The 19,679-nt window shown below is 71.8% G+C and carries 17 protein-coding genes; 5 read left to right on the plus strand and 12 right to left on the minus strand.

Annotated elements, in window-relative coordinates; genetic code table 11:
• Positions 1-558 precede the first annotated feature (558 nt).
• A complete protein-coding gene (trpS, locus tag ACWD4O_RS24825; RefSeq protein ID WP_451282953.1) occupies positions 559-1,596 on the plus strand; it encodes a tryptophan--tRNA ligase in 1,038 nt (345 codons plus the stop codon).
• On the opposite strand, the gene ACWD4O_RS24830 is transcribed toward trpS, so the two are convergent.
• Positions 1,524-2,534 carry a GlxA family transcriptional regulator gene (locus ACWD4O_RS24830; protein WP_451282955.1) on the minus strand — a complete coding sequence of 337 codons (1,011 nt, stop codon included), beginning with the start codon at positions 2,532-2,534 and terminating at the stop codon, positions 1,524-1,526. The genes trpS and ACWD4O_RS24830 overlap by 73 nt on opposite strands.
• 75 nt (positions 2,535-2,609) lie before the next feature.
• Here ACWD4O_RS24830 and ACWD4O_RS24835 point away from each other — a divergent pair, with 75 nt between their 5' ends.
• Complete coding sequence (locus ACWD4O_RS24835) at positions 2,610-3,209, plus strand: cysteine hydrolase family protein (protein WP_451282957.1); 600 nt, start codon at positions 2,610-2,612, stop codon at positions 3,207-3,209.
• Positions 3,210-3,237: 28 nt separating this feature from the next.
• On the opposite strand, the gene proC is transcribed toward ACWD4O_RS24835, so the two are convergent.
• The 3 genes from proC to ACWD4O_RS24850 all read right to left on the minus strand — a co-directional run bounded on the left by proC (position 3,238) and on the right by ACWD4O_RS24850 (position 5,868).
• Positions 3,238-4,050 carry a pyrroline-5-carboxylate reductase gene (gene proC / locus ACWD4O_RS24840; RefSeq protein ID WP_450950935.1) on the minus strand — a complete coding sequence of 271 codons (813 nt, stop codon included), beginning with the start codon at positions 4,048-4,050 and terminating at the stop codon, positions 3,238-3,240.
• Positions 4,051-4,249: 199 nt separating this feature from the next.
• Positions 4,250-5,038 (minus strand): ABC transporter permease, encoded by a 789-nt coding sequence (locus ACWD4O_RS24845; protein ID WP_451282959.1) that lies wholly within the window; start codon positions 5,036-5,038, stop codon positions 4,250-4,252.
• Positions 5,035-5,868, minus strand: a complete 834-nt coding sequence (locus ACWD4O_RS24850) for an ABC transporter ATP-binding protein (protein ID WP_451282960.1) — start codon at positions 5,866-5,868, stop codon at positions 5,035-5,037. The genes ACWD4O_RS24845 and ACWD4O_RS24850 overlap by 4 nt, the downstream gene beginning before the upstream one ends.
• A gap of 306 nt (positions 5,869-6,174) precedes the next feature.
• Between ACWD4O_RS24850 and ACWD4O_RS24855 the strand changes: the two genes are divergently transcribed.
• A complete protein-coding gene (locus tag ACWD4O_RS24855) occupies positions 6,175-7,611 on the plus strand; it encodes a SulP family inorganic anion transporter (RefSeq protein WP_451282962.1) in 1,437 nt (478 codons plus the stop codon).
• Here ACWD4O_RS24855 and ACWD4O_RS24860 read toward each other — a convergent pair.
• From ACWD4O_RS24860 to ACWD4O_RS24870, 3 genes are all read right to left on the minus strand, one after another.
• The gene (locus ACWD4O_RS24860) at positions 7,575-8,543 is read right to left on the minus strand and encodes a class I SAM-dependent methyltransferase (RefSeq protein ID WP_451282964.1); all 969 of its coding nucleotides are present in this window, start codon (positions 8,541-8,543) and stop codon (positions 7,575-7,577) included. The genes ACWD4O_RS24855 and ACWD4O_RS24860 overlap by 37 nt on opposite strands.
• A 100-nt stretch (positions 8,544-8,643) precedes the next feature.
• A complete protein-coding gene (locus ACWD4O_RS24865) occupies positions 8,644-9,213 on the minus strand; it encodes an EamA/RhaT family transporter (RefSeq protein ID WP_451282965.1) in 570 nt (189 codons plus the stop codon).
• Positions 9,214-9,336: 123 nt separating this feature from the next.
• Positions 9,337-9,660: an SH3 domain-containing protein gene (locus ACWD4O_RS24870; RefSeq protein ID WP_398421875.1), complete on the minus strand. Its 324-nt coding sequence runs from the start codon at positions 9,658-9,660 to the stop codon at positions 9,337-9,339.
• A 181-nt stretch (positions 9,661-9,841) separates the two neighbouring features.
• Between ACWD4O_RS24870 and ACWD4O_RS24875 the strand changes: the two genes are divergently transcribed.
• On the plus strand, positions 9,842-12,049 hold the full coding sequence (locus ACWD4O_RS24875; protein WP_451282966.1) for a serine/threonine-protein kinase: 2,208 nt from the start codon (positions 9,842-9,844) through the stop codon (positions 12,047-12,049).
• A gap of 83 nt (positions 12,050-12,132) precedes the next feature.
• Here ACWD4O_RS24875 and ilvD read toward each other — a convergent pair whose 3' ends face one another.
• From ilvD to ACWD4O_RS24895, 4 genes are all read right to left on the minus strand, one after another.
• Complete coding sequence (gene ilvD, locus ACWD4O_RS24880) at positions 12,133-13,986, minus strand: dihydroxy-acid dehydratase (protein ID WP_451282968.1); 1,854 nt, start codon at positions 13,984-13,986, stop codon at positions 12,133-12,135.
• Between the two features lie 125 nt (positions 13,987-14,111).
• On the minus strand, positions 14,112-14,717 hold the full coding sequence (locus ACWD4O_RS24885; RefSeq protein ID WP_451282969.1) for a TetR/AcrR family transcriptional regulator: 606 nt from the start codon (positions 14,715-14,717) through the stop codon (positions 14,112-14,114).
• On the minus strand, positions 14,714-15,562 hold the full coding sequence (locus ACWD4O_RS24890; protein ID WP_451282971.1) for a sugar phosphate isomerase/epimerase family protein: 849 nt from the start codon (positions 15,560-15,562) through the stop codon (positions 14,714-14,716). The genes ACWD4O_RS24885 and ACWD4O_RS24890 overlap by 4 nt, the downstream gene beginning before the upstream one ends.
• 138 nt (positions 15,563-15,700) lie before the next feature.
• The gene (locus tag ACWD4O_RS24895) at positions 15,701-16,633 is read right to left on the minus strand and encodes a Ppx/GppA phosphatase family protein (RefSeq protein ID WP_450950925.1); all 933 of its coding nucleotides are present in this window, start codon (positions 16,631-16,633) and stop codon (positions 15,701-15,703) included.
• Positions 16,634-16,705: 72 nt separating this feature from the next.
• Here ACWD4O_RS24895 and ACWD4O_RS24900 point away from each other — a divergent pair, with 72 nt between their 5' ends.
• On the plus strand, positions 16,706-17,608 hold the full coding sequence (locus tag ACWD4O_RS24900) for a hypothetical protein (RefSeq protein ID WP_451282973.1): 903 nt from the start codon (positions 16,706-16,708) through the stop codon (positions 17,606-17,608).
• Positions 17,609-17,660: 52 nt separating this feature from the next.
• On the opposite strand, the gene ACWD4O_RS24905 is transcribed toward ACWD4O_RS24900, so the two are convergent.
• The gene (locus tag ACWD4O_RS24905) at positions 17,661-19,442 is read right to left on the minus strand and encodes an RNA polymerase sigma factor (protein ID WP_451282975.1); all 1,782 of its coding nucleotides are present in this window, start codon (positions 19,440-19,442) and stop codon (positions 17,661-17,663) included.
• Positions 19,443-19,679 lie beyond the last annotated feature (237 nt).

Here is a 19,679-nt window from a genome sequence, read left to right on the forward strand (position 1 = left end):
TCCAGGTTCCCGCTTTTGTTTCGCGGTTTCCCTTTCCGGCGGTTCCGACTCTATCAGATCCTTTCGGCGCTGATTCCCAGTCAGAGGGGGTTGTCTTCACGGCCCTTGGGCCGTTCCGACGAGTGAGACTTTAGCGGATTCCCGGCCCCCGAAGCCAATCGGGGTCCTACGTCCTTTCGAACGCGGATTCCTCATTTCGCGAATACGCACGCCAATGACGCGACGGCAGACGGAAACGACTGCACATCGAGAAGTGGCAGGTACTTGCGGAATGGCTGTCCGGGGACCGACCGGAGTCGGCGCTCACGTCGGACAACTCGGAGAACACTACGTATGCGGCCTGGGTGTGTCAACTCAAGTGCCGGTGGCACCCCTGAGGCGTACTCTGACGGCCATGACTACGCGTACGTGCACCCAACTGTGGTGGGCCGCCTGACGGCGGCCGTGTACTCACGTATGCACTCAACGGCCGCCGCCTCGGCGGCCGTTCTTGTTTCTCCCTCCAGGGGTTCAGGGGCCGGCCGGCCAGGGCGGCGGTCTCGACCAGGAGGCGGAGAGATGAAGCGGGTATTCAGCGGGATCAAGCCGACCGGGCACCTGACGCTGGGGAACTACCTGGGGGCCATGCGGCAGTGGGCCGAGGTCGACCAGCATCAGGCGGACTCGGTGTTCTGTGTCGTCGATCTGCATGCGCTGACCGTGGAGCACGATCCCGCGCGGGTGCGGCGGCTGAGTCGGCAGTCGGCGACGCTGCTGCTGGCGGCCGGCCTGGATCCACGGTTGTGCACCGTGTTCGTGCAGAGCCATGTGGACGAGCACGCGCGGTTGTCGTATCTGCTGGAGTGCGTGGCCACGGACGGCGAGATGCGGCGGATGATCCAGTACAAGGAGAAGGCCGCGCGGGAGCGGGAGCGCGGGGGCAGTGTGCGGCTGTCGTTGCTGACGTATCCGGTGTTGATGGCGGCGGACATCCTGGCCTACGGGACCGACGACGTGCCGGTGGGGGACGACCAGACGCAGCATGTGGAGCTGGCGCGGGATCTGGCGGTGCGGTTCAACCAGCGGTACGGGCACACGTTCGTGGTGCCGAGGGCGACGCGTCCGGCGGTGGCGGCTCGGGTGATGAACCTGCAGGACCCGGGCTCGAAGATGGGCAAGAGCGACGACTTCGGGCCGGGGATCGTCTATCTGCTGGACGAGCCCGATGTGGTGCGCAAGAAGATCATGCGGGCTGTCACCGACAGCAGGCGGGATGTGGTGTACGACCGGGCAGGGAGGCCCGGGGTCGCGAATCTGCTGGAGATTCTCGCGGCCTGTACGGGTGGGAACCCGGAGATCTTGGGCGGCGTTCATACGTCGTACGGCTCTTTGAAGAAGGACACGGCGGACGCGGTGGTGGAGGTCCTGAGGCCTCTTCAGGCTCGGCACAAGGAGTTGTGCGCTGATCCTGGCTATGTGGAGGGGGTGCTGCGGGATGGAGCGGAGAAGGCTCGGGAGATGGCCCGGCCGGTCGTGGACAGCGCCTATCGCGCGATCGGGTTGCTCCCGCCGCTGACGGAGTCGGTGTCGGACGGGGTGCTGAACGCCGCTCGGTAGGCGCGCGGGCTGGTGGCGAGGCGCGATGCGAAGTGCTGGCGCATGGTGACCTCGCTGCCGAAGCCGGCGCGTCGGGCCACCTCCGGCATCGGGAGGTCGGTGCGTTCCAGGAGTTTCTGGGCTGCGGCGATGCGCTGGTCCAGGAGCCAGCGGAGCGGGGTGGCGCCGGTCGCCGCCGTGAAGTGGCGGGCGAAGCTGCGCGCGGACATGCCCGCGTGTGCCGCCAGGTCGGCGACGGTGAGTGGCTGGTGCAGGTGGCGCAGGGCGTGTTCGCGTACCGCGGCGAGGGTGTCGGCGTCCCGGTCCGCGCGCGGGGTGGGGTGTTCGATGAACTGTGCCTGGGTTCCGGTGCGGAAGGGGGCGGTGACCATGGAGCGGGCGATGGTGGCGGCCGCTTCCGCGCCGTGGGAGCGGCGGACCAGGTGGAGGCAGAGGTCGATGCCGGCTGCCGTGCCGGCGGCGGTCCAGATGTTGTCGTCCTCGATGAAGAGGGCGTCGGGGACGACGGTGACCTGGGGGTGGTGGGTGCGCAGGAGGTCGATCAGGTCCCAGTGGGTGATCGCTCGGCGGTCGTCGAGGAGGCCGGCCTGGGCGAGGGTGAAGGCGCCGCCGCAGAGGGCGGCGAGGGTGGTGCCGCGGGCGTGGGCGCGGCGGAGTGCGTCCAGGACGGGGGCCGGTGCGGGGGTGAGGTGGTCGTCCAGGCCGGGGACCAGGATCAGGTCTGCTCGGGAGAGCCAGGTGAGGGTGCGGTCGGGGAGGAGGGCCAGACCGCCGCGCATCGGGATGGGGGTGGTGGTGTCGGCAGCGACCCGGCGCAGGTCGAAGGCGGGGGCGCCGCGGTCGGTGCGGTCGCTGCCCCAGACCTCGGTGATGACGGAGACGTCGAAGGCGCGGATGCCGGGGAAGGCGAGGAGGGCGACCCGGTACGCAGGCTTCATGGGTGGCAGTAAACCATCGATCGATGGCTTTGCGCCCTCTGGGGAGTGTTCGGGGCCGACGGCAGGATCGTGGGCATGGACATCGCAGAGATCGCAGCGAACGCAGCCCTGGTCGTCGTCGACGTACAGAAGGGGTTCGAGGAGCTTGACCACTGGGGGGCTCGGAACAATCCCGGGGCCGACGACAACATTGCCGCGCTCATCGACGTCTGGCAGGGGACGGGGCGGCCGGTCGTGTTCGTGCGGCATGACTCGTCCGAGCCGGGGTCGCCGTTGCGGGCGGGGTATGGGGGGAACGACTTCAAGGAGTACGTGGAGGAGAGGAGAGGGAAGGGTGCCGGGGCCGAGCTGTTCATCACGAAGACGGTGAACTCGGCGTTCCTGGGGACGCCGGATCTGGGGGCCTGGCTGAGCGCGGAGGGAATCTCACAGTTCGTGGTGGCCGGGATCCAGACCAACATGTGCGTGGAGACGACGGCGCGGATGGGCGGGAACCTGGGGTACGACGTGCTGGTGGCGTACGACGCGACGCACACGTTCGACCTGGAGGGGCCGTTCGGATGGCGGCGGAGTGCGGACGAGCTCGCGCAGGCGTCCGCGGTGTCCCTGCACGGGGGTGGGTTCGCTCGGGTGGTGAGCACGCAGGACGTCGTCGCGGGGGCGGCCGCGGTCTGACCGCCCCGGCTTGTCCTCGCGGCGGGTGTCAGTCCTTCTTGCCCGAGGCCAGCTCGCGGCTGCGGTCGCGGGCGGCCTCGAGGGCGGCGATGAGGGCGGCCCGTACGCCGTGGTTCTCGAGTTCGCGGATGGCGCTGATGGTGGTGCCGGCCGGGGAGGTGACGTTCTCGCGGAGCTTGACCGGGTGTTCGCCGCTGTCGCGGAGCATCGTCGCGGCGCCGATCGCGGACTGGACGATCAGGTCGTGGGCCTTGTCGCGGGGCAGGCCCAGGAGGATGCCGGCGTCGGTCATGGCTTCGACCAGGTAGAAGAAGTACGCCGGGCCGGAGCCGGAGAGGGCCGTGCAGGCGTCCTGCTGGGACTCGGGGACGCGGAGCGTCTTGCCCACCGCGCCGAAGATCTCCTCGGTGTGGGCGAGGTGCTCGGCGGTGGCGTGGGTGCCGGCGGAGATGACGGACATGGCCTCGTCGACGAGGGCGGGGGTGTTCGTCATGACACGGACGACCGGGGTGCCGGCGGCGAGGCGTTCCTCGATGGAGGCGGTGGTGATGCCGGCGGCTCCGCTGACGATCAGGCGGTCGGCGGGGACGTGGGGGGCGAGCTCGTCGAGGAGGGCGCCCATGTCCTGCGGCTTGACCGTGAGGATCAGGGTGTCGGCGGTCTTGGCGGCCTCGGGGTTGGTGACCGGGGTGACTCCGTAGCGGGTGCGGAGTTCCTCGGCTCGTTCCGGGCGGCGGGCGGTGACGAGGAGGTCGTCGGGGGCCCAGCCGCCTCGGATCATGCCGCTGAGGAGGGCTTCGCCGATCTTGCCGGTGCCGAGGACTGCGACTTTCTGGGTCATGGTGCGGGGTCCTCCGGGGGTTGCGTCGTCCGGGGTTCATCGTCGCACCGGGGGTGCGTGTCCGGCTTGCCTGTCCGGTGGGCGGACGTCGTTTCTCGCCCCCGCCGCCCCTTCCCGTTCCCGTCCCTGGGGGCTGCGCCCCCAGACCCCCTTTCGGCCTGAACGGCCTCGTCCTCAAGCGCCGGACGGGCTGGAGCGGTCACGTTGTGCGGCGTCGGAGGGTTGCTGCTCCCAGGCAGAGGACCAGGACTGCGCAGCCGCCGACGATGAGGACGTCCCGTACGAAGGTGGCTGTCATGTCTGTGCGGGTGAGGACCTCGTTCATGCCGTCGACGGCGTAGGACATGGGGAGGACGTCGGAGAGGGCCTCCAGGGCGGGGTGCATGGTGTCTCGGGGGGCGAAGAGACCGCAGAGGAGGAGTTGGGGGAAGATCACCGCCGGCATGAACTGGACGGCCTGGAACTCCGAGGCCGCGAAGGCCGAGACGAAGAGGCCCAGGGCGGTGCCGAGGAGGGCGTCGAGGAGGGCGACCAGGAGGAGGAGCCAGGGGCTGCCCGTGACGTCCAGGTCCAGGAACCAGACCGCGAGGGCGGTGGCGAGGGCCGACTGGATGATCGCGAGGATGCCGAAGGCGAGGGCGTAGCCCGCGATCAGGTCGCCTTTGCCGAGGGGCATGGCGAGGAGGCGTTCGAGGGTGCCCGAGGTGCGCTCGCGCAGGGTGGCGATGGACGTGACCAGGAACATCGTGATCAGCGGGAAGATGCCCAGGAGCGACGCGCCGATGTTGTCGAAGGTGCGGGGGTTGCCGTCGAAGACGTAGCGGAGCAGGAACAGCATCACGCAGGGGATGAGGACGAGCAGCGCGATCGTGCGGGAGTCGTGGCTCAGTTGACGTAGGACGCGGGCCGCGGTGGCTGTGGTGCGGGAGGCGTTCAGCGCCCTGGTGGGGACGGGGGCGGTGGGGCCGGTGGGGGTTGTCGTCGTCATCGGGTTGTCTCCTTTTCGCGGGTCGCCCGGGTCGCGGCGTCCACCAGGTGCAGGAAGGCCGACTCGACCGTGTCCGCGGCGGTGCGGGTGCGCAGGTCGTCGGGGGTGGCGTCGGCGAGGATCTCGCCCTGGCGCATGAGGAGCAGGCGGTGGCAGCGCTCGGCCTCGTCCATGACGTGGGAGGAGACGAGCAGGGTCGCGCCTCGGGTCGTGGCGATGTCGTGGAAGAGGTTCCAGAGGTCGCGGCGGAGCACCGGGTCCAGGCCGACGGTCGGTTCGTCGAGGACCAGGAGTTCCGGGGTGCCCAGGAGGGCCACGGCGAGTGAGACGCGGTTGCGCTGACCGCCGGAGAGGTTGCCGGCGAGGGCGTCGGCGTGGGTGGTCAGGTCGACGTCGGCGATGGCTCGGGTGACGTTCTCGTCGCGGCGGTCGGCTGCCGCGCGGCCCGGGTCGAGGATCGCGGCGAAGTAGTCGAGGTTCTGGCGGATCGTCAGGTCGTCGTAGACGGACGGGGCCTGGGTCACGTAGCCGATGCGGGTGCGGAGGGTGGGGTGGCCGGCAGGTCGGCCGAGGACGTCGAGGGTGCCGGTGACCTTGGCCTGGGTGCCGACGATCGCGCGCATGAGGGTCGACTTGCCGCAGCCGGAGGGGCCCAGCAGGCCGGTGATCTGGCCGCGGGGGACGGTGAAGTCGAGGGCGCGCAGGACGGTGCGGGGGCCTCGGACGACGGTCAGGGCCTGGGCTCGCACGGCGGGGACTGCGGTGGCGGCGGGCTGCTTGTCGGCTTCGCCGGGTGGGTGCGCGTGTGAGCCGGGGTTAAAATTCATCATGCGATGAATAATGCTCGGGGTGTGTTGAGGCGTCAAGTGGCGCAGGCGCGTGGCGGTGGGATTGGAAGCGGAGGTTCCGGTTCATCCGCTTCCGTGTTCACATGCTCGGCACAGGAACCGGGCGTCGAGCCGGTCGTTTCAACTGACAATGGAATTCATGCGCGGACGGGGCGTCGTGGGCCTGTCAGGGGTCGGGGTCGGCTGTGGCTTCGGCGGGTTCGGGCCTCGTTCGCGGATGGTCGTCGCCGTGCCCTCCCCCGGTGCGGCGCGCCCACGCATCTCCCGTTTCCTACCGGAGGTGCCGCCATGTTGCGCCGTGGTGTCGGCAAGGCTGATCTGTTCGCTTCTCTCGTCGTCTTTCTCGTCGCGCTCCCGCTCTGCGTGGGCGTCGCCATCGCCTCCGGCGTGCCCGCCGAGCTGGGGCTGATCACCGGCATAGTCGGCGGGCTGGTCGCCGGGGTGCTGCCCGGCAGCAGCCTGCAGGTGAGCGGGCCCGCGGCGGGGCTCACCGTGCTCGTCTACGAGGCCGTGCAGCAGTACGGGCCGCGGGCGCTCGGGGTGTTGGTGCTCGCCGCCGGGCTGGTGCAGCTCGGGCTGGGCGCGCTGCGGCTGGGGCGGTGGTTCCGGGCCGTGTCGGTGGCCGTCGTGCACGGGATGCTCGCCGGGATCGGGCTGGTGCTCGTCGCCGGGCAGGTGTACGCCCTCGGGGACGCGGCCGCGCCGGCGGGCGGGCTCGCCAAGCTCGGCGGGCTGGTGTCGCTGCCCGGGAGGGCGGACCCGGTGGCGTTGTCAGTGGGGGGTGCCACGATGGTCGTGCTGCTGTTGTGGGGGCGGTGGCGGCGCGGGGCGCGTCTGGTTCCGGCGCCGTTGGTCGCGGTGGCGTTGGCGGCGGGCGTGACCTGGGTGTTCGACCTGGATGTGCGGCGGGTCCGGGTGCAGGGGCTGCTGGATGCGGTACGGCTGCCGGAGCCGTCGGACTTCGGGCGGCTGACGGAAGTGGGAGTGATCGGGACCGTCGTGGCGTTCGCGTTGATCGCGTCGGCGGAGTCGCTGTTCAGCGCGGCGGCGGTGGACCGATTGCACGACGGACGGAGGACGGATTACGACCGGGAGTTGATGGCGCAGGGCGCGGGCAACGCGGTGTGCGGGGTGCTGGGCGCGCTGCCGATGACGGCGGTCATCGTGCGGAGCGCATCAAACGTGCAGGCGGGGGCGCGGACCAAGGCATCGCGGGTGCTGCACGGGGTGTGGCTGCTGCTGTTCGCGGCCGTCGTGCCCGGGGTGCTGGAGGTCATCCCGGTGGCGGCGCTGGCCGGGCTGCTGGTGCACGCCGGCTGCAAGCTCGTGCCCGTGCGGGAGGTGCGCAAGCTGTGGCACGGGCATCGGGGCGAGGTCGTCGTGCTGGGCGTGACGGCGGTCGCGATCGTCGTGGGGAACCTGTTCGAGGGGGTGTTGATCGGGCTGGCCCTGGCCGTGGCGAAGACGGCGTGGGAGATCAGCCATGTGCACGTCGAGACCGAGGACCGGGGGGAGGCGGGGCTCGTCGTACGGGTGCTGGGGCATGCCACGTTTCTGCGGCTGCCGAAGCTGCTCGACGCGTTGGACGCGCTGCCGCACGACCGCGAGGTGCGGCTGGAGTTGGGCGGGCTGCGGCATGTGGACCACGCGTGTGCGGCGGCCCTGGAGGGGTGGGCCGCCGCGCGGGGTCAGGCCTTGGCGGCGACCAGCAGCTCGACCTCGTAGGTCTCCTCGACGACTCCGTCGGGGAAGACCTCGCGCAGGTGCTCCCGTTCTTCGGCGAGGAAGGCCGTGGTGCGTTCCTCGCCGGCGACCAGGAAGACCGAGTGGCTGCCGATGTTGGCTAGGTGGGTGTCGACCGGGACGCGGCGGCTCCAGCGGACCAGGCGGAACGTGAAGTCCAGGCGGCCGGTGGGGTCGGCGAGGGCTGCTCGGGCGCCGCTGCCGTTGACCTCGACGGACGGGTGGGCGGCGAAGGCGGCGAAGTGCGCGCCGATGCGGTCCGTCTGGGCGGCGATCCACGGAACGTCTAGGGCGTAGGTGTTCCACCACAGCGCCAGCGCGCCGCCCAGCCGCAGGACGCGCAGGGCCTCCGGAACCGAGCGCGCCGGGTCGGTCCAGTGCCAGGACTGGGCGTAGGTGAGGAAGTCGAGGGAGCCGGCGGCCAGGGGGAGGCGGTTGCCGTCGCCTCGGACGATCGGCACGTCGGGGAGGGTGCGGCGGAACTGCTCGGTCATGCCGTCCCCGGGTTCCACGGCGAGGACGTGGGCTCCGCGGGCGTGCAGGAGCGCGGTCGCGATGCCGGTGCCGGCCCCGATGTCCGCGACCCGCGCGCCGGTGAGGGCGTGTCCGGCGAGGTCCTCGATCGCGTCGAGGAGGGCGGTCGGGTAGGAGGGGCGGTTGGCGGCGTACTGGGCTGCGGCGGCGTTGAAGGAGTGGGCCCGGGCTGTGTGGACCGGCTGCGCGGGGGCGGTCGGCGGGGCGGGGGCGGTCGTGGCGGCCGTCTGCACTGTGTCGGCCGTCTGCGCTGTGTCGGCCGTCTGCGCTGTGTCGGCCGTCTGCGCTGTGTCGGCTAGGTGGGCCGCGTCGGCCGCGTCGGCCGCGTCGGCCGCGTCGGCCGCGTCGGCCGCGTCGGCCGGGTGGGAGGAAGCCGTCATGGGGTCATGGTGACCGGGGTGAGTGAGGAGGGGAATGGGTTTTCGGTTTGTGGGTCGGTCTGTGGGCCGACAGGGGGTCGGGCTGTCGGGAAGGTGGGTCTCAGCCGCGACGGCGCTTCTTCGACGGGTTGCCCGTGCGGCGGGTGGCGCGGCGTTCGTGCTGTTGGCGGGCCGTGTCGTACTCCTCGCGCAGGAGTTTCTCGCCGGGTGCCTCGGTGAAGGTGCGGAAGAAGTAGGCGAGCAGCGAGCCGACGAAGCCGATGGCCAGGAGGCCGCGCAGGGAGGCCTGGCGGTCGGGGTCGGGGCGCTTGGCGAAGCCGTCCCAGGTGTGGCGGAAGGCCAGCGCGCTGCAGACCGCGAACATCACGACGACCAGGAGGGTCACGAAGCTGCCGAGGTCGGCGATCGCGATGCCCTCGTAGGCGAAGCGCAGGACCAGGCAGGAGACGGTGACGGCGGCGAGAGAGCCGACGGCCGCGGCGACGCGGCGGGCCGCGTAGCCCTGGAGGCCGGGGTCGTGGTCCACCCAGGTGGTGCCGAAGAAGCGGAGGGTCTCGGGGCGGGGGCCGGCACCGGTCTGGCTTCCTGCCTGGCCGGTGGGGGCGCCCGGGGTGCCCGCGGAACCCGCGGAGCCCGCCGGGGTGTCCGGGGTGCCGTTTTCGTCGCTCACGGGACGATTATGGCTCCGGACGGCGGCGGGCTCCCCGGGTGGGTCGGCTCGGGCTGCATCGGGTCCGGGTGCGCCGGCCCGGGATGCGTCAGGTCCGGGTGCGCCGGCCCGGGGTGCTTCGGGTCAGGCGCAGTGCGGGGCGACGTAGCCGTCGCTGCCCGTCCTCACGTATGCGTCCGAGACGAACTGGCCGTCGGCGATGTTGTCCCAGATGTTCGTCGTGCCGTACGGGCCGGACACCGAGGTGCCCGGGGTCTGGCAGAAGATCGGGACCTTGGTGCCCTCGGCCAGGACCCGGACGACCGAGTAACCGGTGCCGGGGCCGCTGCGGACGTTCAGCCGGACGCCCGGGGCGATCGGATAGTAGGTGAGGGACGCCGCCGCGGCCGTGGTGACGGCCTCCGTCGCTTCGCCGCTCTCGACCTCTTCCACGCGGTCAACAGACATGAAAAACCTCCCCCGTCAGACCCCATGAATGGCATGGGGTCACGTTCATTCCCCTAAAACACGCAATAAAACACCTGTGCAGGATTCGCACACGGAGGCTAGCAAGCCGCCTCGGTCCCGTACGAGTCATCGACTAGGCTCCGTGCGTCGCGCGCGCGGACGAACAGCACGGGGGTGGTCCATGACGCCACAGCGCAACACCGGGGCGGGCGCGGAAGCGGAACTTCCGGAGTACGCCGGTCACTACCGTCTTGAGGAGTGTCTGGGCTCCGGCGGCATGGGCGTGGTGCACCTGGCCCGGAGCACCTCCGGGATGAAGGTCGCGGTGAAGGTCGTCCATGCGCAGTACGCGCGGGATCCCGAGTTCAGGGGTCGTTTCCGGCAGGAGGTGGCGGCCGCTCGGCGGGTCAGCGGGGCGTTCACCGCACCCGTCGTCGACGCCGACCCGGAGGCCGAACGGCCGTGGATGGCCACCCTGTTCATTCCCGGCTCGACGCTCGCCGAGCAGGTGAAGCGGAACGGGCCGATGGGCTCGGGTGAGTTGCGGCGGCTGATGGCCGGGCTCGCGGAGGCGCTGCGGGACATCCACCGCGTCGGGGTCGTGCACCGGGATCTGAAGCCGAGCAACGTGCTGCTCGCCGAGGACGGGCCGAAGGTGATCGACTTCGGTATCTCCCGGCCGAAGGACAGCGAACTGCGGACCGAGACCGGGAAGTTGATCGGGACGCCGCCGTTCATGGCGCCGGAGCAGTTCCGGCGGCCGCGGGAGGTCGGTCCGGCCGCGGACATCTTCGCGCTCGGGTCGGTGATGGTGCACGCGGCGACGGGACGCGGGCCGTTCGACTCCGACAGCCCGTACGTCGTCGCCTACCAGGTCGTGCACGACGAGCCGGACCTGACCGGCGTGCCCGGGAACCTCGCGCCGCTGGTGGTGCGCTGCCTCGCCAAGGAGCCCGAGGACCGGCCCACGCCGGACGAGTTGATGCGGGAACTGCGGTCGGAGGCGGCCTCGTACGACACGCAGTCGTTCATACCGGCGCAGCGCACGCTGGAGGAGCACGAGGAGCGGTCCGAGGCGCACGAGGCGTCCGAGAAGCCCAGGAAGTCCGAGGCGGAGCCGGAGCTCCTGCCGGAGTCCGGTTCGGGATCTCGGGCGGGGCGGGCGACTCGGAGTCGGCGCAGACGGGTCGCCCTCGCCGCCGGCGGGCTGGTCGTCGTCCTGTCCGGCGGGGTGCTCGTGGCCACGCAGCTGCTGAGCAGTGTCGATCCGAGCCCGGAAGGGCAGGGGGGCGCGGGGAGTTCGCAGTCCGCGTCGGCCGCCTTCACCCCCTGGAGCGTGCGACCGGCGAAGGGCAGCACCGGCGCCGGTACGGGTACCGGCACGGGCGGCATGCCGCGGTGTGTCTACGACGCGCAGCGGCTGCTCTGTGTCCAGTCGGGGCTGGTGTCCGCGCTGGACTCGTCCGACGGGCGGGTGCTGTGGCGGCACGCCCTCGCCGACGGCGACCGGCCGAGCGAGGCTCCGGTGCTGGCGGGCGGGCTCGTGCAGGTGCAACTGGTCACGGACTCGGGCCAGCGGGTGGAGGCGCTCGACCCGGCGTCGGGCGCCACGCGCTGGCAGCTGGACGTGTCGGCCTACCAGAGCGTCCGGAGCGCCGGCGGCACCCTGTTGCTGACCGCGGCCGACCGCACGGTGACCGGGGTGGACGCGGCGACGGGGAAGACGGCGTGGAGCCGGCGCATTCCGGGGCTGAGCGAGCCGTACTTCACGGCGTTCCCCAAGGATCCGCTGGCGTATGCGGTGAGTACGTCGGACGACGGGCGCACGCAGATCACGGCGGTGGATCCGGCGACCGGGCAGGTGCGGTGGGAGGAGTGGCTCAAGGGCACGCTGACCCTCGTGGGCACCTCGGACGACAGCCTCGTCCTGCTGTCCCAGGACAGTGCGTACGGAGCGGTCGACGCCGTGGTCCGCTACCGCCCGCAGGGCCAGGAGACGCAGCGGGTGGAGCTGGGCGTCGCGCTCCAGGAGCCGCGTGCCGCCGTGCAGGGCGACCGGGTCTACCTGCTGGCCTTCGACGGGTCGCTGGTGGCCGTCGACATGGTCGCGGGCAAGCAGGTGTGGTCCCTGCAGACGGCGGTGAGCCGGGGTTCGGCGCCGGCCGCCGACGGCTCGCACGTCTACTTCAGCGCCGCCGACGGACGTCTCCTCGCCGTGGACGCCGCGAAGGGCAAGCTCGTCGGGCAGACGGCGCTGCGGCTCGGCGCCAACTCGGACGAGGTGGTGGCCACGCTGCCCGCGCCCGAGGCGGTCGACGGCCGGGTCTACGCCGGCGCCCCCGACGGGACCGTCTTCGCGGTGGACGGACGGGATCCGGCCGACTGGTGAGAGCGGGCCGGTGACATGCGCAGGGGCCGCCTCCCGCCGAAGCGGCGGAAGCGGCCCCTGAGCCATACATAGGGCGATCGGGCTCAGCCGAGCTTCGACACGTCCCGCACCGCGCCCTTGTCGGCGCTCGTCGCCATCGCGGCGTAGGCGCGCAGGGCGGCGGACACCTTGCGCTCGCGGTTCTTCGGGGCGTAGACGCCGCCGAGGGCGGCCTCGCGCCGGGCCAGTTCCGCGTCGTCGACCAGGAGCTCGATCGTGCGGCCCGGGATGTCGATGCGGATGCGGTCGCCGTCCTCGACGAGGGCGATGGTGCCGCCGGAGGCCGCCTCCGGGGACGCGTGGCCGATGGACAGACCCGAGGTGCCGCCGGAGAAGCGGCCGTCGGTGATCAGGGCGCAGGTCTTGCCGAGGCCGCGGCCCTTCAGGAAGGACGTCGGGTAGAGCATCTCCTGCATGCCGGGGCCGCCCTTGGGACCCTCGTAGCGGATGACGACGACGTCGCCGTGCGTCACCTGTTTGTTGAGGATCTTCTCGACGGCCTCCTCCTGCGACTCGCAGACGACGGCCGGGCCCTCGAAGGTCCAGATCGACTCGTCCACGCCGGCCGTCTTCACGACGCAGCCGTCGACGGCGAGGTTGCCCTTGAGGACGGCCAGGCCGCCGTCCTTCGAGTACGCGTGCTCGGCGCTGCGGATGCAGCCGCCGGCGGCGTCCAGGTCCAGGGCCTCCCAGCGCTCGGACTGGGAGAAGGCCTCGGCGGAGCGGACGCAGCCGGGCGCCGCGTGCCACAGTTCCAGGGCCTCCGGCGACGGCGAGCCGCCGCGCACGTCCCAGGTCTTCAGCCAGTCCGCGAGGGACGAGCTGTGAACCGAGTTCACGTCCTCGTTGAGGAGGCCCGCGCGGTGGAGTTCGCCGAGGAGGGCGGGGATGCCGCCGGCCCGGTGCACGTCCTCCATGTAGTACGTGCGGTCCTTGGCGACGTTCGGCGCGACCTTCGCCAGGCACGGCACGCGGCGCGAGACCTCGTTGATGTCGTCCAGGTCGAACGGGACGCCCGCCTCCTGGGCCGCGGCCAGCAGGTGCAGGATCGTGTTGGTCGAGCCGCCCATCGCGATGTCGAGGGCCATGGCGTTCTGGAAGGCCGCGAAGGTGGCGACGTTGCGGGGCAGGACCGTCTCGTCGTCCTGCTCGTAGTAGCGGCGGGTGATGTCCATCACCGTGCGGCCGGCGTTCTCGTACAGCGCCCGGCGGGCCGTGTGGGTGGCCAGGACCGAGCCGTTGCCGGGGAGGGCCAGTCCGATGGCCTCCGCGAGGCAGTTCATCGAGTTGGCCGTGAACATGCCGGAACAGCTGCCGCAGGTCGGACAGGCGTTCTCCTCTATGCGGAGGATGTCCTCGTCCGAGATCTTGTCGTTGACGGCGTCGGAGATCGCGTCGACGAGGTCGAGCGTGCGGACCGTGCCGTCGACGAGCGTGGCGCGGCCGGACTCCATCGGGCCGCCGGAGACGAACACCGTCGGGATGTTGAGGCGCAGGGCCGCGTTGAGCATGCCCGGGGTGATCTTGTCGCAGTTGGAGATGCAGATCAGCGCGTCGGCGCAGTGGGCCTCGACCATGTACTCGACCGAGTCCGCGATGAGGTCGCGGGAGGGGAGCGAGTAGAGCATGCCGCCGTGGCCCATCGCGATGCCGTCGTCGACCGCGATGGTGTTGAACTCGCGCGGGATGCCGCCGGCCTCGGTGATCGCCTCGCTGACGATCCTGCCGACCGGCTGCAGGTGCGTGTGGCCGGGCACGAACTCGGTGAAGCTGTTGGCCACCGCGATGATCGGCTTCCGGCCGATGTCCGCACCGGGTACACCGGAGGCGCGCATAAGGGCGCGGGCGCCCGCCATGTTGCGTCCGTGGGTGACTGTGCGGGACCTCAGCTCGGGCATCGTCGCTCGCTCCTTCAGAGAGTGCGATCAGAGACTTCTGACTGCAAACGAGCGTACGCCGGTCATCCAGGGGTCGGACACGCTGTCCGCATACCGGGACGAACGTCTCACTCCCGGGCCGCGTTTCACGGCCCGGTCAGGTGTCCCTGTACGACAGGAGCCACGCGCGCGATGATCAGTTCCAGGTCCGCCGAGGCCAGCGGCTCCACCTTCATGACGTATCGCAGCATCGCGCAGCCCACCAGCTGCGCCGCCGCCAGCTCGGCGCGCAGCTCGGCGTCCGGCAGGTCGAGCTGGGCGGCGATGCGGCGCAGCAGCTGCGCCGCGACCAGACGGCGGAAGACGGCGGCGGCGGTCTCGTTGTTCACGGCGGAGCGGACGATCGCCAGCAGCGGCTTCCGGGTGGTGGGGTTCTCCCAGAGGCCGAAGATGAAGCGGGCGAGCCGCTCGCCGACCTGGTCCACGGGGGCGTCCATGATCGCGTCCGGCGCGTGGAGCGCGGGCGCGAAGGCGACCTCGACGGCCGCTTCGAAGACCTGCTCCTTGGTGCCGAAGTAGTGGTGCACCAGTGCCGCGTCCACACCGGCCGCCTTCGCGATGCCGCGTACGGACGTCTTCTCGTAGCCGAGCTCGGAGAACTCCTCGCGGGCGGCGGTCAGGATGCGGGCGCGGGTGTCCGCCGACTCCGTGCGAGGGGGCCGGCCGCGCTTGCGGGCGGTGACGCCGGTCATGGGCGGGGCACCTTCGCTCCGGGGGTCGCGGACGCCCCGGATGCCGAGGCGAGGTGCAGGCGGGTGAAGGCCAGGGCCTCCGCCAGGTCGGCCTCACGTTCGGCGCCGGACATCGCGCGCCGTGTGTTGACCTCGATGACGACATGCCCGTCGAAGCCGGTCAGCGCGAGCCGCTCCAGCAGTTCGGCGCAGGGCTGGTTGCCGCGGCCGGGGACCAGGTGCTCGTCCTTGGCGGAACCGTTTCCGTCGGCGAGATGGACATGGCCCAGCCGGTCGCTCATACGGTCGATCATCTGCATCGCGTCCGTGCGGGCCGTGGAGGCGTGGCTGAGGTCGATCGTGAAGTGCCGGTAGTCGTCCTTCGTGACGTCCCAGTCCGGCGCGTACGCGAGCATCTCGCGGTCGCGGTAGCGCCACGGGTACATGTTCTCGACGGCGAACCGGACGTCCGTCTCGTCCGCCATCCGCCAGATGCCTGTGACGAAGTCCCGCGCGTACTGGCGCTGCCAGCGGAACGGCGGGTGGACGACGACGGTGCTCGCGCCGAGCTTCTCCGCGGCCGCGCGGGCTCGCTGGAGCTTGATCCACGGGTCGGTCGACCACACCCGCTGCGTGATGAGCAGACAGGGGGCGTGCACGGCGAGGATCGGGATCCGGTGGTAGTCGCTGAGCCGGCGCAGCGCGTCGACGTCCTGGCTGACGGGGTCGTTCCAGACCATGACCTCGACGCCGTCGTACCCGAGGCGTGCGGCGATCTCGAAGGCCGTCGCCGTCGACTCCGGATAGACCGAGGCAGTCGACAGGGCGACCTTCGCATCCGGAATCCGCACGACTGGCTCTGCCATGGGGGACAGATTACGGGGTGCGGTCGGGTGGATGCCGGGCACCTGTTCGCCGTTGTGGTGTTCACCACGGGCGGGTGCGGGCGCGCCCGGGTCGCGCGCACGACGACCCGCGCCGCTTCCCGCGCCCCTTCGCTGCGCCTACGCCGAACCCATGTGATCGAGTTTGCGCAGGATCACGCCTTCCCTGAGCGCCCAGGGGCATATCTCAAGCGTTTCGATGCCGAAGAGGTCCATCGCCCCCTCGGCGACCAGCGCGCCCGCGAGAAGCTGGTTGGCGCGGCCCTCGGAGACGCCCGGCAGCTCGGCCCGCTGGGCCGCCGTCATGCCCGCCAGACGGGGCACCCAGGCCTCCAGGGACTCGCGCTTGAGCTCCCGCTGGGCGTAGACGCCGTCGGTGGAGCGGGCGGCGCCCGCGATACGGGCGAGCTGCTTGAAGGTCTTCGACGTGGCGACGACCCGGTCCGGGGCGCCGAAGCGGCTGAACTCGCCGACCGTGCGCGCGATCTGCGCGCGGGCGTGGCGGCGCAGGGCCCGTATGTCGTGGGGCTCGGGCGGGTCGCCGGGCAGCCAGCCCGCGGTGAGGCGGCCGGCCCCGAGCGGCAGGGACGCCGCCGCGTCGGGCTCCTCGTCGATGCCGTACGCGATCTCCAGGGAGCCGCCGCCGATGTCCAGGACCAGCAGCTTTCCGGCCGACCAGCCGAACCAGCGGCGGGCGGCGAGGAAGGTGAGCCGAGCCTCCTCGGCGCCGGTGAGGACCTGGAGCTCGACGCCCGTCTCGGCCTGCACGCGCGCGAGGACGTCGTCGGCGTTGCTGGCCTCGCGCACGGCGGAGGTCGCGAACGGCAGCAGGTCCTCGACGCCCTTGTCCTCGGCGGCCTGGAGCGCGTCGTGGATGACGTTGATCAGTTTGTCCACGCCGTCGGAGCCGATCGCTCCGTGCTCGTCCAGCAGCTGAGCAAGGCGCAATTCCGCCTTGTGCGAGTGCGCGGGAAGCGGGCGCGCGCCCGGGTGTGCGTCCACCACCAGCAGATGCACCGTGTTCGATCCCACGTCGAGGACACCGAGTCTCATGTTGGGAAACGCTACTGCCCAGAGCGCCCTCGACCGTCCCCGAAGGAGGTCCTGGCGACTTACCCTGGACAAGTGCCAAAGACGAACAAGGTGAAAACCGACAAATCAACCGGCGGTTCTTCGCAGGTGAAGCCGGTGAAGCCACCGAAGAAGTCGAAGAAGGCCCAGGCAGCTCAGGCGCCGGCGCTCGCTGCCGGGCCCACCGCTGAGCTCGCCGCCGACGAGAAGGGCCTCGATTTCGCGCGCGCGTGGGTGGAGTTTCCGGACCCGGCGGACGACGAACAGGTCTTCCGGTGCGATCTGACGTGGCTGACCTCACGCTGGAACTGCATCTTCGGCAGCGGCTGCCAGGGCATCCAGGCGGGCCGCGCGGACGACGGGTGCTGCACGCTGGGCGCCCACTTCTCCGACGAGGACGACGAGAAGCGCGTCGCCGAGCATGTGGCGAGGCTCACCCCCGACGTCTGGCAGCACCACGCCGAGGGCACGCTGGGCGGCTGGGTCTCGGAGGACGACGAGGGCTCCCGCCAGACCCGCCCGTTCAACGGCTCGTGCATCTTCCAGAACCGCCCCGGCTTCGCGGGCGGCGCGGGCTGCTCGCTGCACATCCTCGCCGTCAAGGAGGGCCGCGAGCCGCTGGAGACCAAGCCGGACGTCTGCTGGCAGCTTCCGGTGCGCCGGACGTACGACTGGATCGACCGGCCCGACGACACCCGGGTGCTGCAGGTGTCGATCGGCGAGTACGACCGGCGGGGCTGGGGTCCGGGCGGCCATGACCTGCACTGGTGGTGCACGTCGGCGACCTCGGCGCACGGCGCGGGCGACCCGGTGTACGTCTCCTACCGGCCGGAGCTGACCGAGCTGATGGGCAAGGCCGGCTACGACCGCCTGGTCGAGCTGTGCGAGCAGCGCCTCGCCTCGCAGCTCCCGCTGGTGGCGCCGCATCCGGCGGATCCGACGGGCCCTCGCGGCTGAGCCCGCACCGCCCTCATGTCCTGCACCTCCCGCACATCCCGCGTCCGGACGCCTATGCCGTCGTCGGGCTCGGGGGGTCGCTGTCGGCGGGCGGCGACGCCGAGCTCTCCGGGGCGGACGGGGACGGGTTGCCGGGGGTGGGTTCCGGGTCGGTGGCCGGGGGCGGGTCGGACGGGGTGGGATCCGGGGAGGACGGGGGCGTGGGAGTCGGCTGGGGGTCGCCGGACGGGGGCGGGTCGACGGGGCCGCCAGTGCCCGGACCAGGGCCGTTGCCGGGGTCCGACGGGCCGGGGGCGGTGCCGTAGCCCTCGATGGAGACGACCGCGCCGGCCGGGGCGATCGCCACGCGCGCGTGCCAGTGCCCGGCGGGCTCGCGCAGATGGTCGACGTACACCTTGATCGTCACCGACTCGCCGGGCTTCAGCGCGCCGGTTGAGCGGCTCAGATAGAGCCAGTGGTCCGCAGTGGTCGCCGACCAGCGGACCGGCTCGTCGCCGCCCGGGGCCGCGCTGAGGGTGATGAGGGTGGTGTCGCCGCTGTGGTCGGCCGTCACGGAGAGCCGGCCGGAGGCGCTCCTGCCGAGTCCCGTGACGCTGATGACCTCCACCGAGACGTCCGGTTCGTCGTCCTTGGTGAAACGGCTGCCGGGGCGGGTGCTGGCGTTCCCGGCGTTCTCGTAGCCGCCGGCCGTCTCGCCGTCGAGGCCGCCGGGACCCTGCGCCTCGCTGGCGGTGGCCTGGCGTCCTTCGGCACCCTCCCCCGTCGGCGTGCCGCGGTAGGCCGCCCACAGGGCGATCACGGGAGCGGCGACGACGGTGGCGACGACGGTCGTCGTGACGGCACGCGCGCGTAGACGCTCCCGGCGGGCGGCGCGGTCCTTGGGGTCCATGGGGAACCCGCGCCGGTCGTAGCGCGGCACGGCTGCGCCCCGCGCGCGGGGGAGGTGGGCCATGGCGACGTGCAGCTGCGCGCGCGGCGCTTCCAGGACGGGCAGCTCGGCGGGGGTGACACCGGCGCCGGGCCAGCGGCCGGGGACGGCGCGTTCGGCGGCCCGGCGGCAGCGCGGGCAGTCGTCGACGTGCCGGACGAGTTCACGGCGCAGCGCGGCGCTGAGCACGAGCTGGTTCTCGCCCGTGAGGCGCGCCACACCGGGACAGCCGCCGGTCTCGACGACGGCGAGCGCCGCACGCGTGCGTTCGACCTCGCAGGCGGCGGAGGCGAGCAGCTCGCGGGCGGCGGCGAGATCCTTGCCGAGGACGGCGGCGACCTCGTGCGCGGCGAGGTGGTGACGTACCGCGAGTTCCAGCGCCTCGCGCTGTTCCGGGGTGGTGCCTGCGGCCTCCGGCCAGGCGAGCAGGGCGAGTTCTCCACGGCGCTGCTGCTCCTGGGCCTCGTCGGAAGCGGACGCGGTGGACACGGCGAAAGCGGTGGGCGCGGTGGGCGCGGTGGGCGGTGCGGGCTTCGGGGTCGGTGGCCGGTGGCCGCCGCTTCTTCGCGCCGCGTGCGTGCTCTGACGTTTCTGCTTGGCCTCGGTGAGTTTGCGCAGACAGGCCCAGCGGGCCAGGGCGTACAGCCAGGCCCGGCGGTCGCCCGCGGCGTCCGGGACGCGCTGGCCGCGTCGCTCGGCGAAGGCGAGGGCGTCCCCGAGAGCGGCGGTGGCCGCGTCGTGGTCGCACAGGACGGACAGGCAGTAGGTGAACAGGCCATCGAGGTAGGGCTCGTAGCGCGCGGGCGGCCGCTGCGCGAGCGTGCGCGCCGCAGCGCCGTCGCGCGCCTCCCGGTGCGCCCGGTGTGCGCCGGTCGTGCGGGTCGAGGTTTCCGGGCTGCTGCTCATCACCCGTGCGACCGTAGGCGGCGCGGAAGGAGGTCTTCTTGTCCCTTGAGTCCTTTTAATCCGTACGGGTGAAACGATCCCTCATAAGGGGACAGGGAAGGGGGGTCCCATGGCTCGTTCGTGACGGGGTGTGGCTGATTCACAGGGGGTGCCCGTCCGCGCGGGAGCGGCCGGGGGCCCCGGCCGGGGCCCGGTTGTCCACAGGCGCGTCCGGCTGTCAGTGGCGGCGGTTACGGT

It is taken from the genome of Streptomyces sp. NPDC002623 (assembly GCF_053592635.1).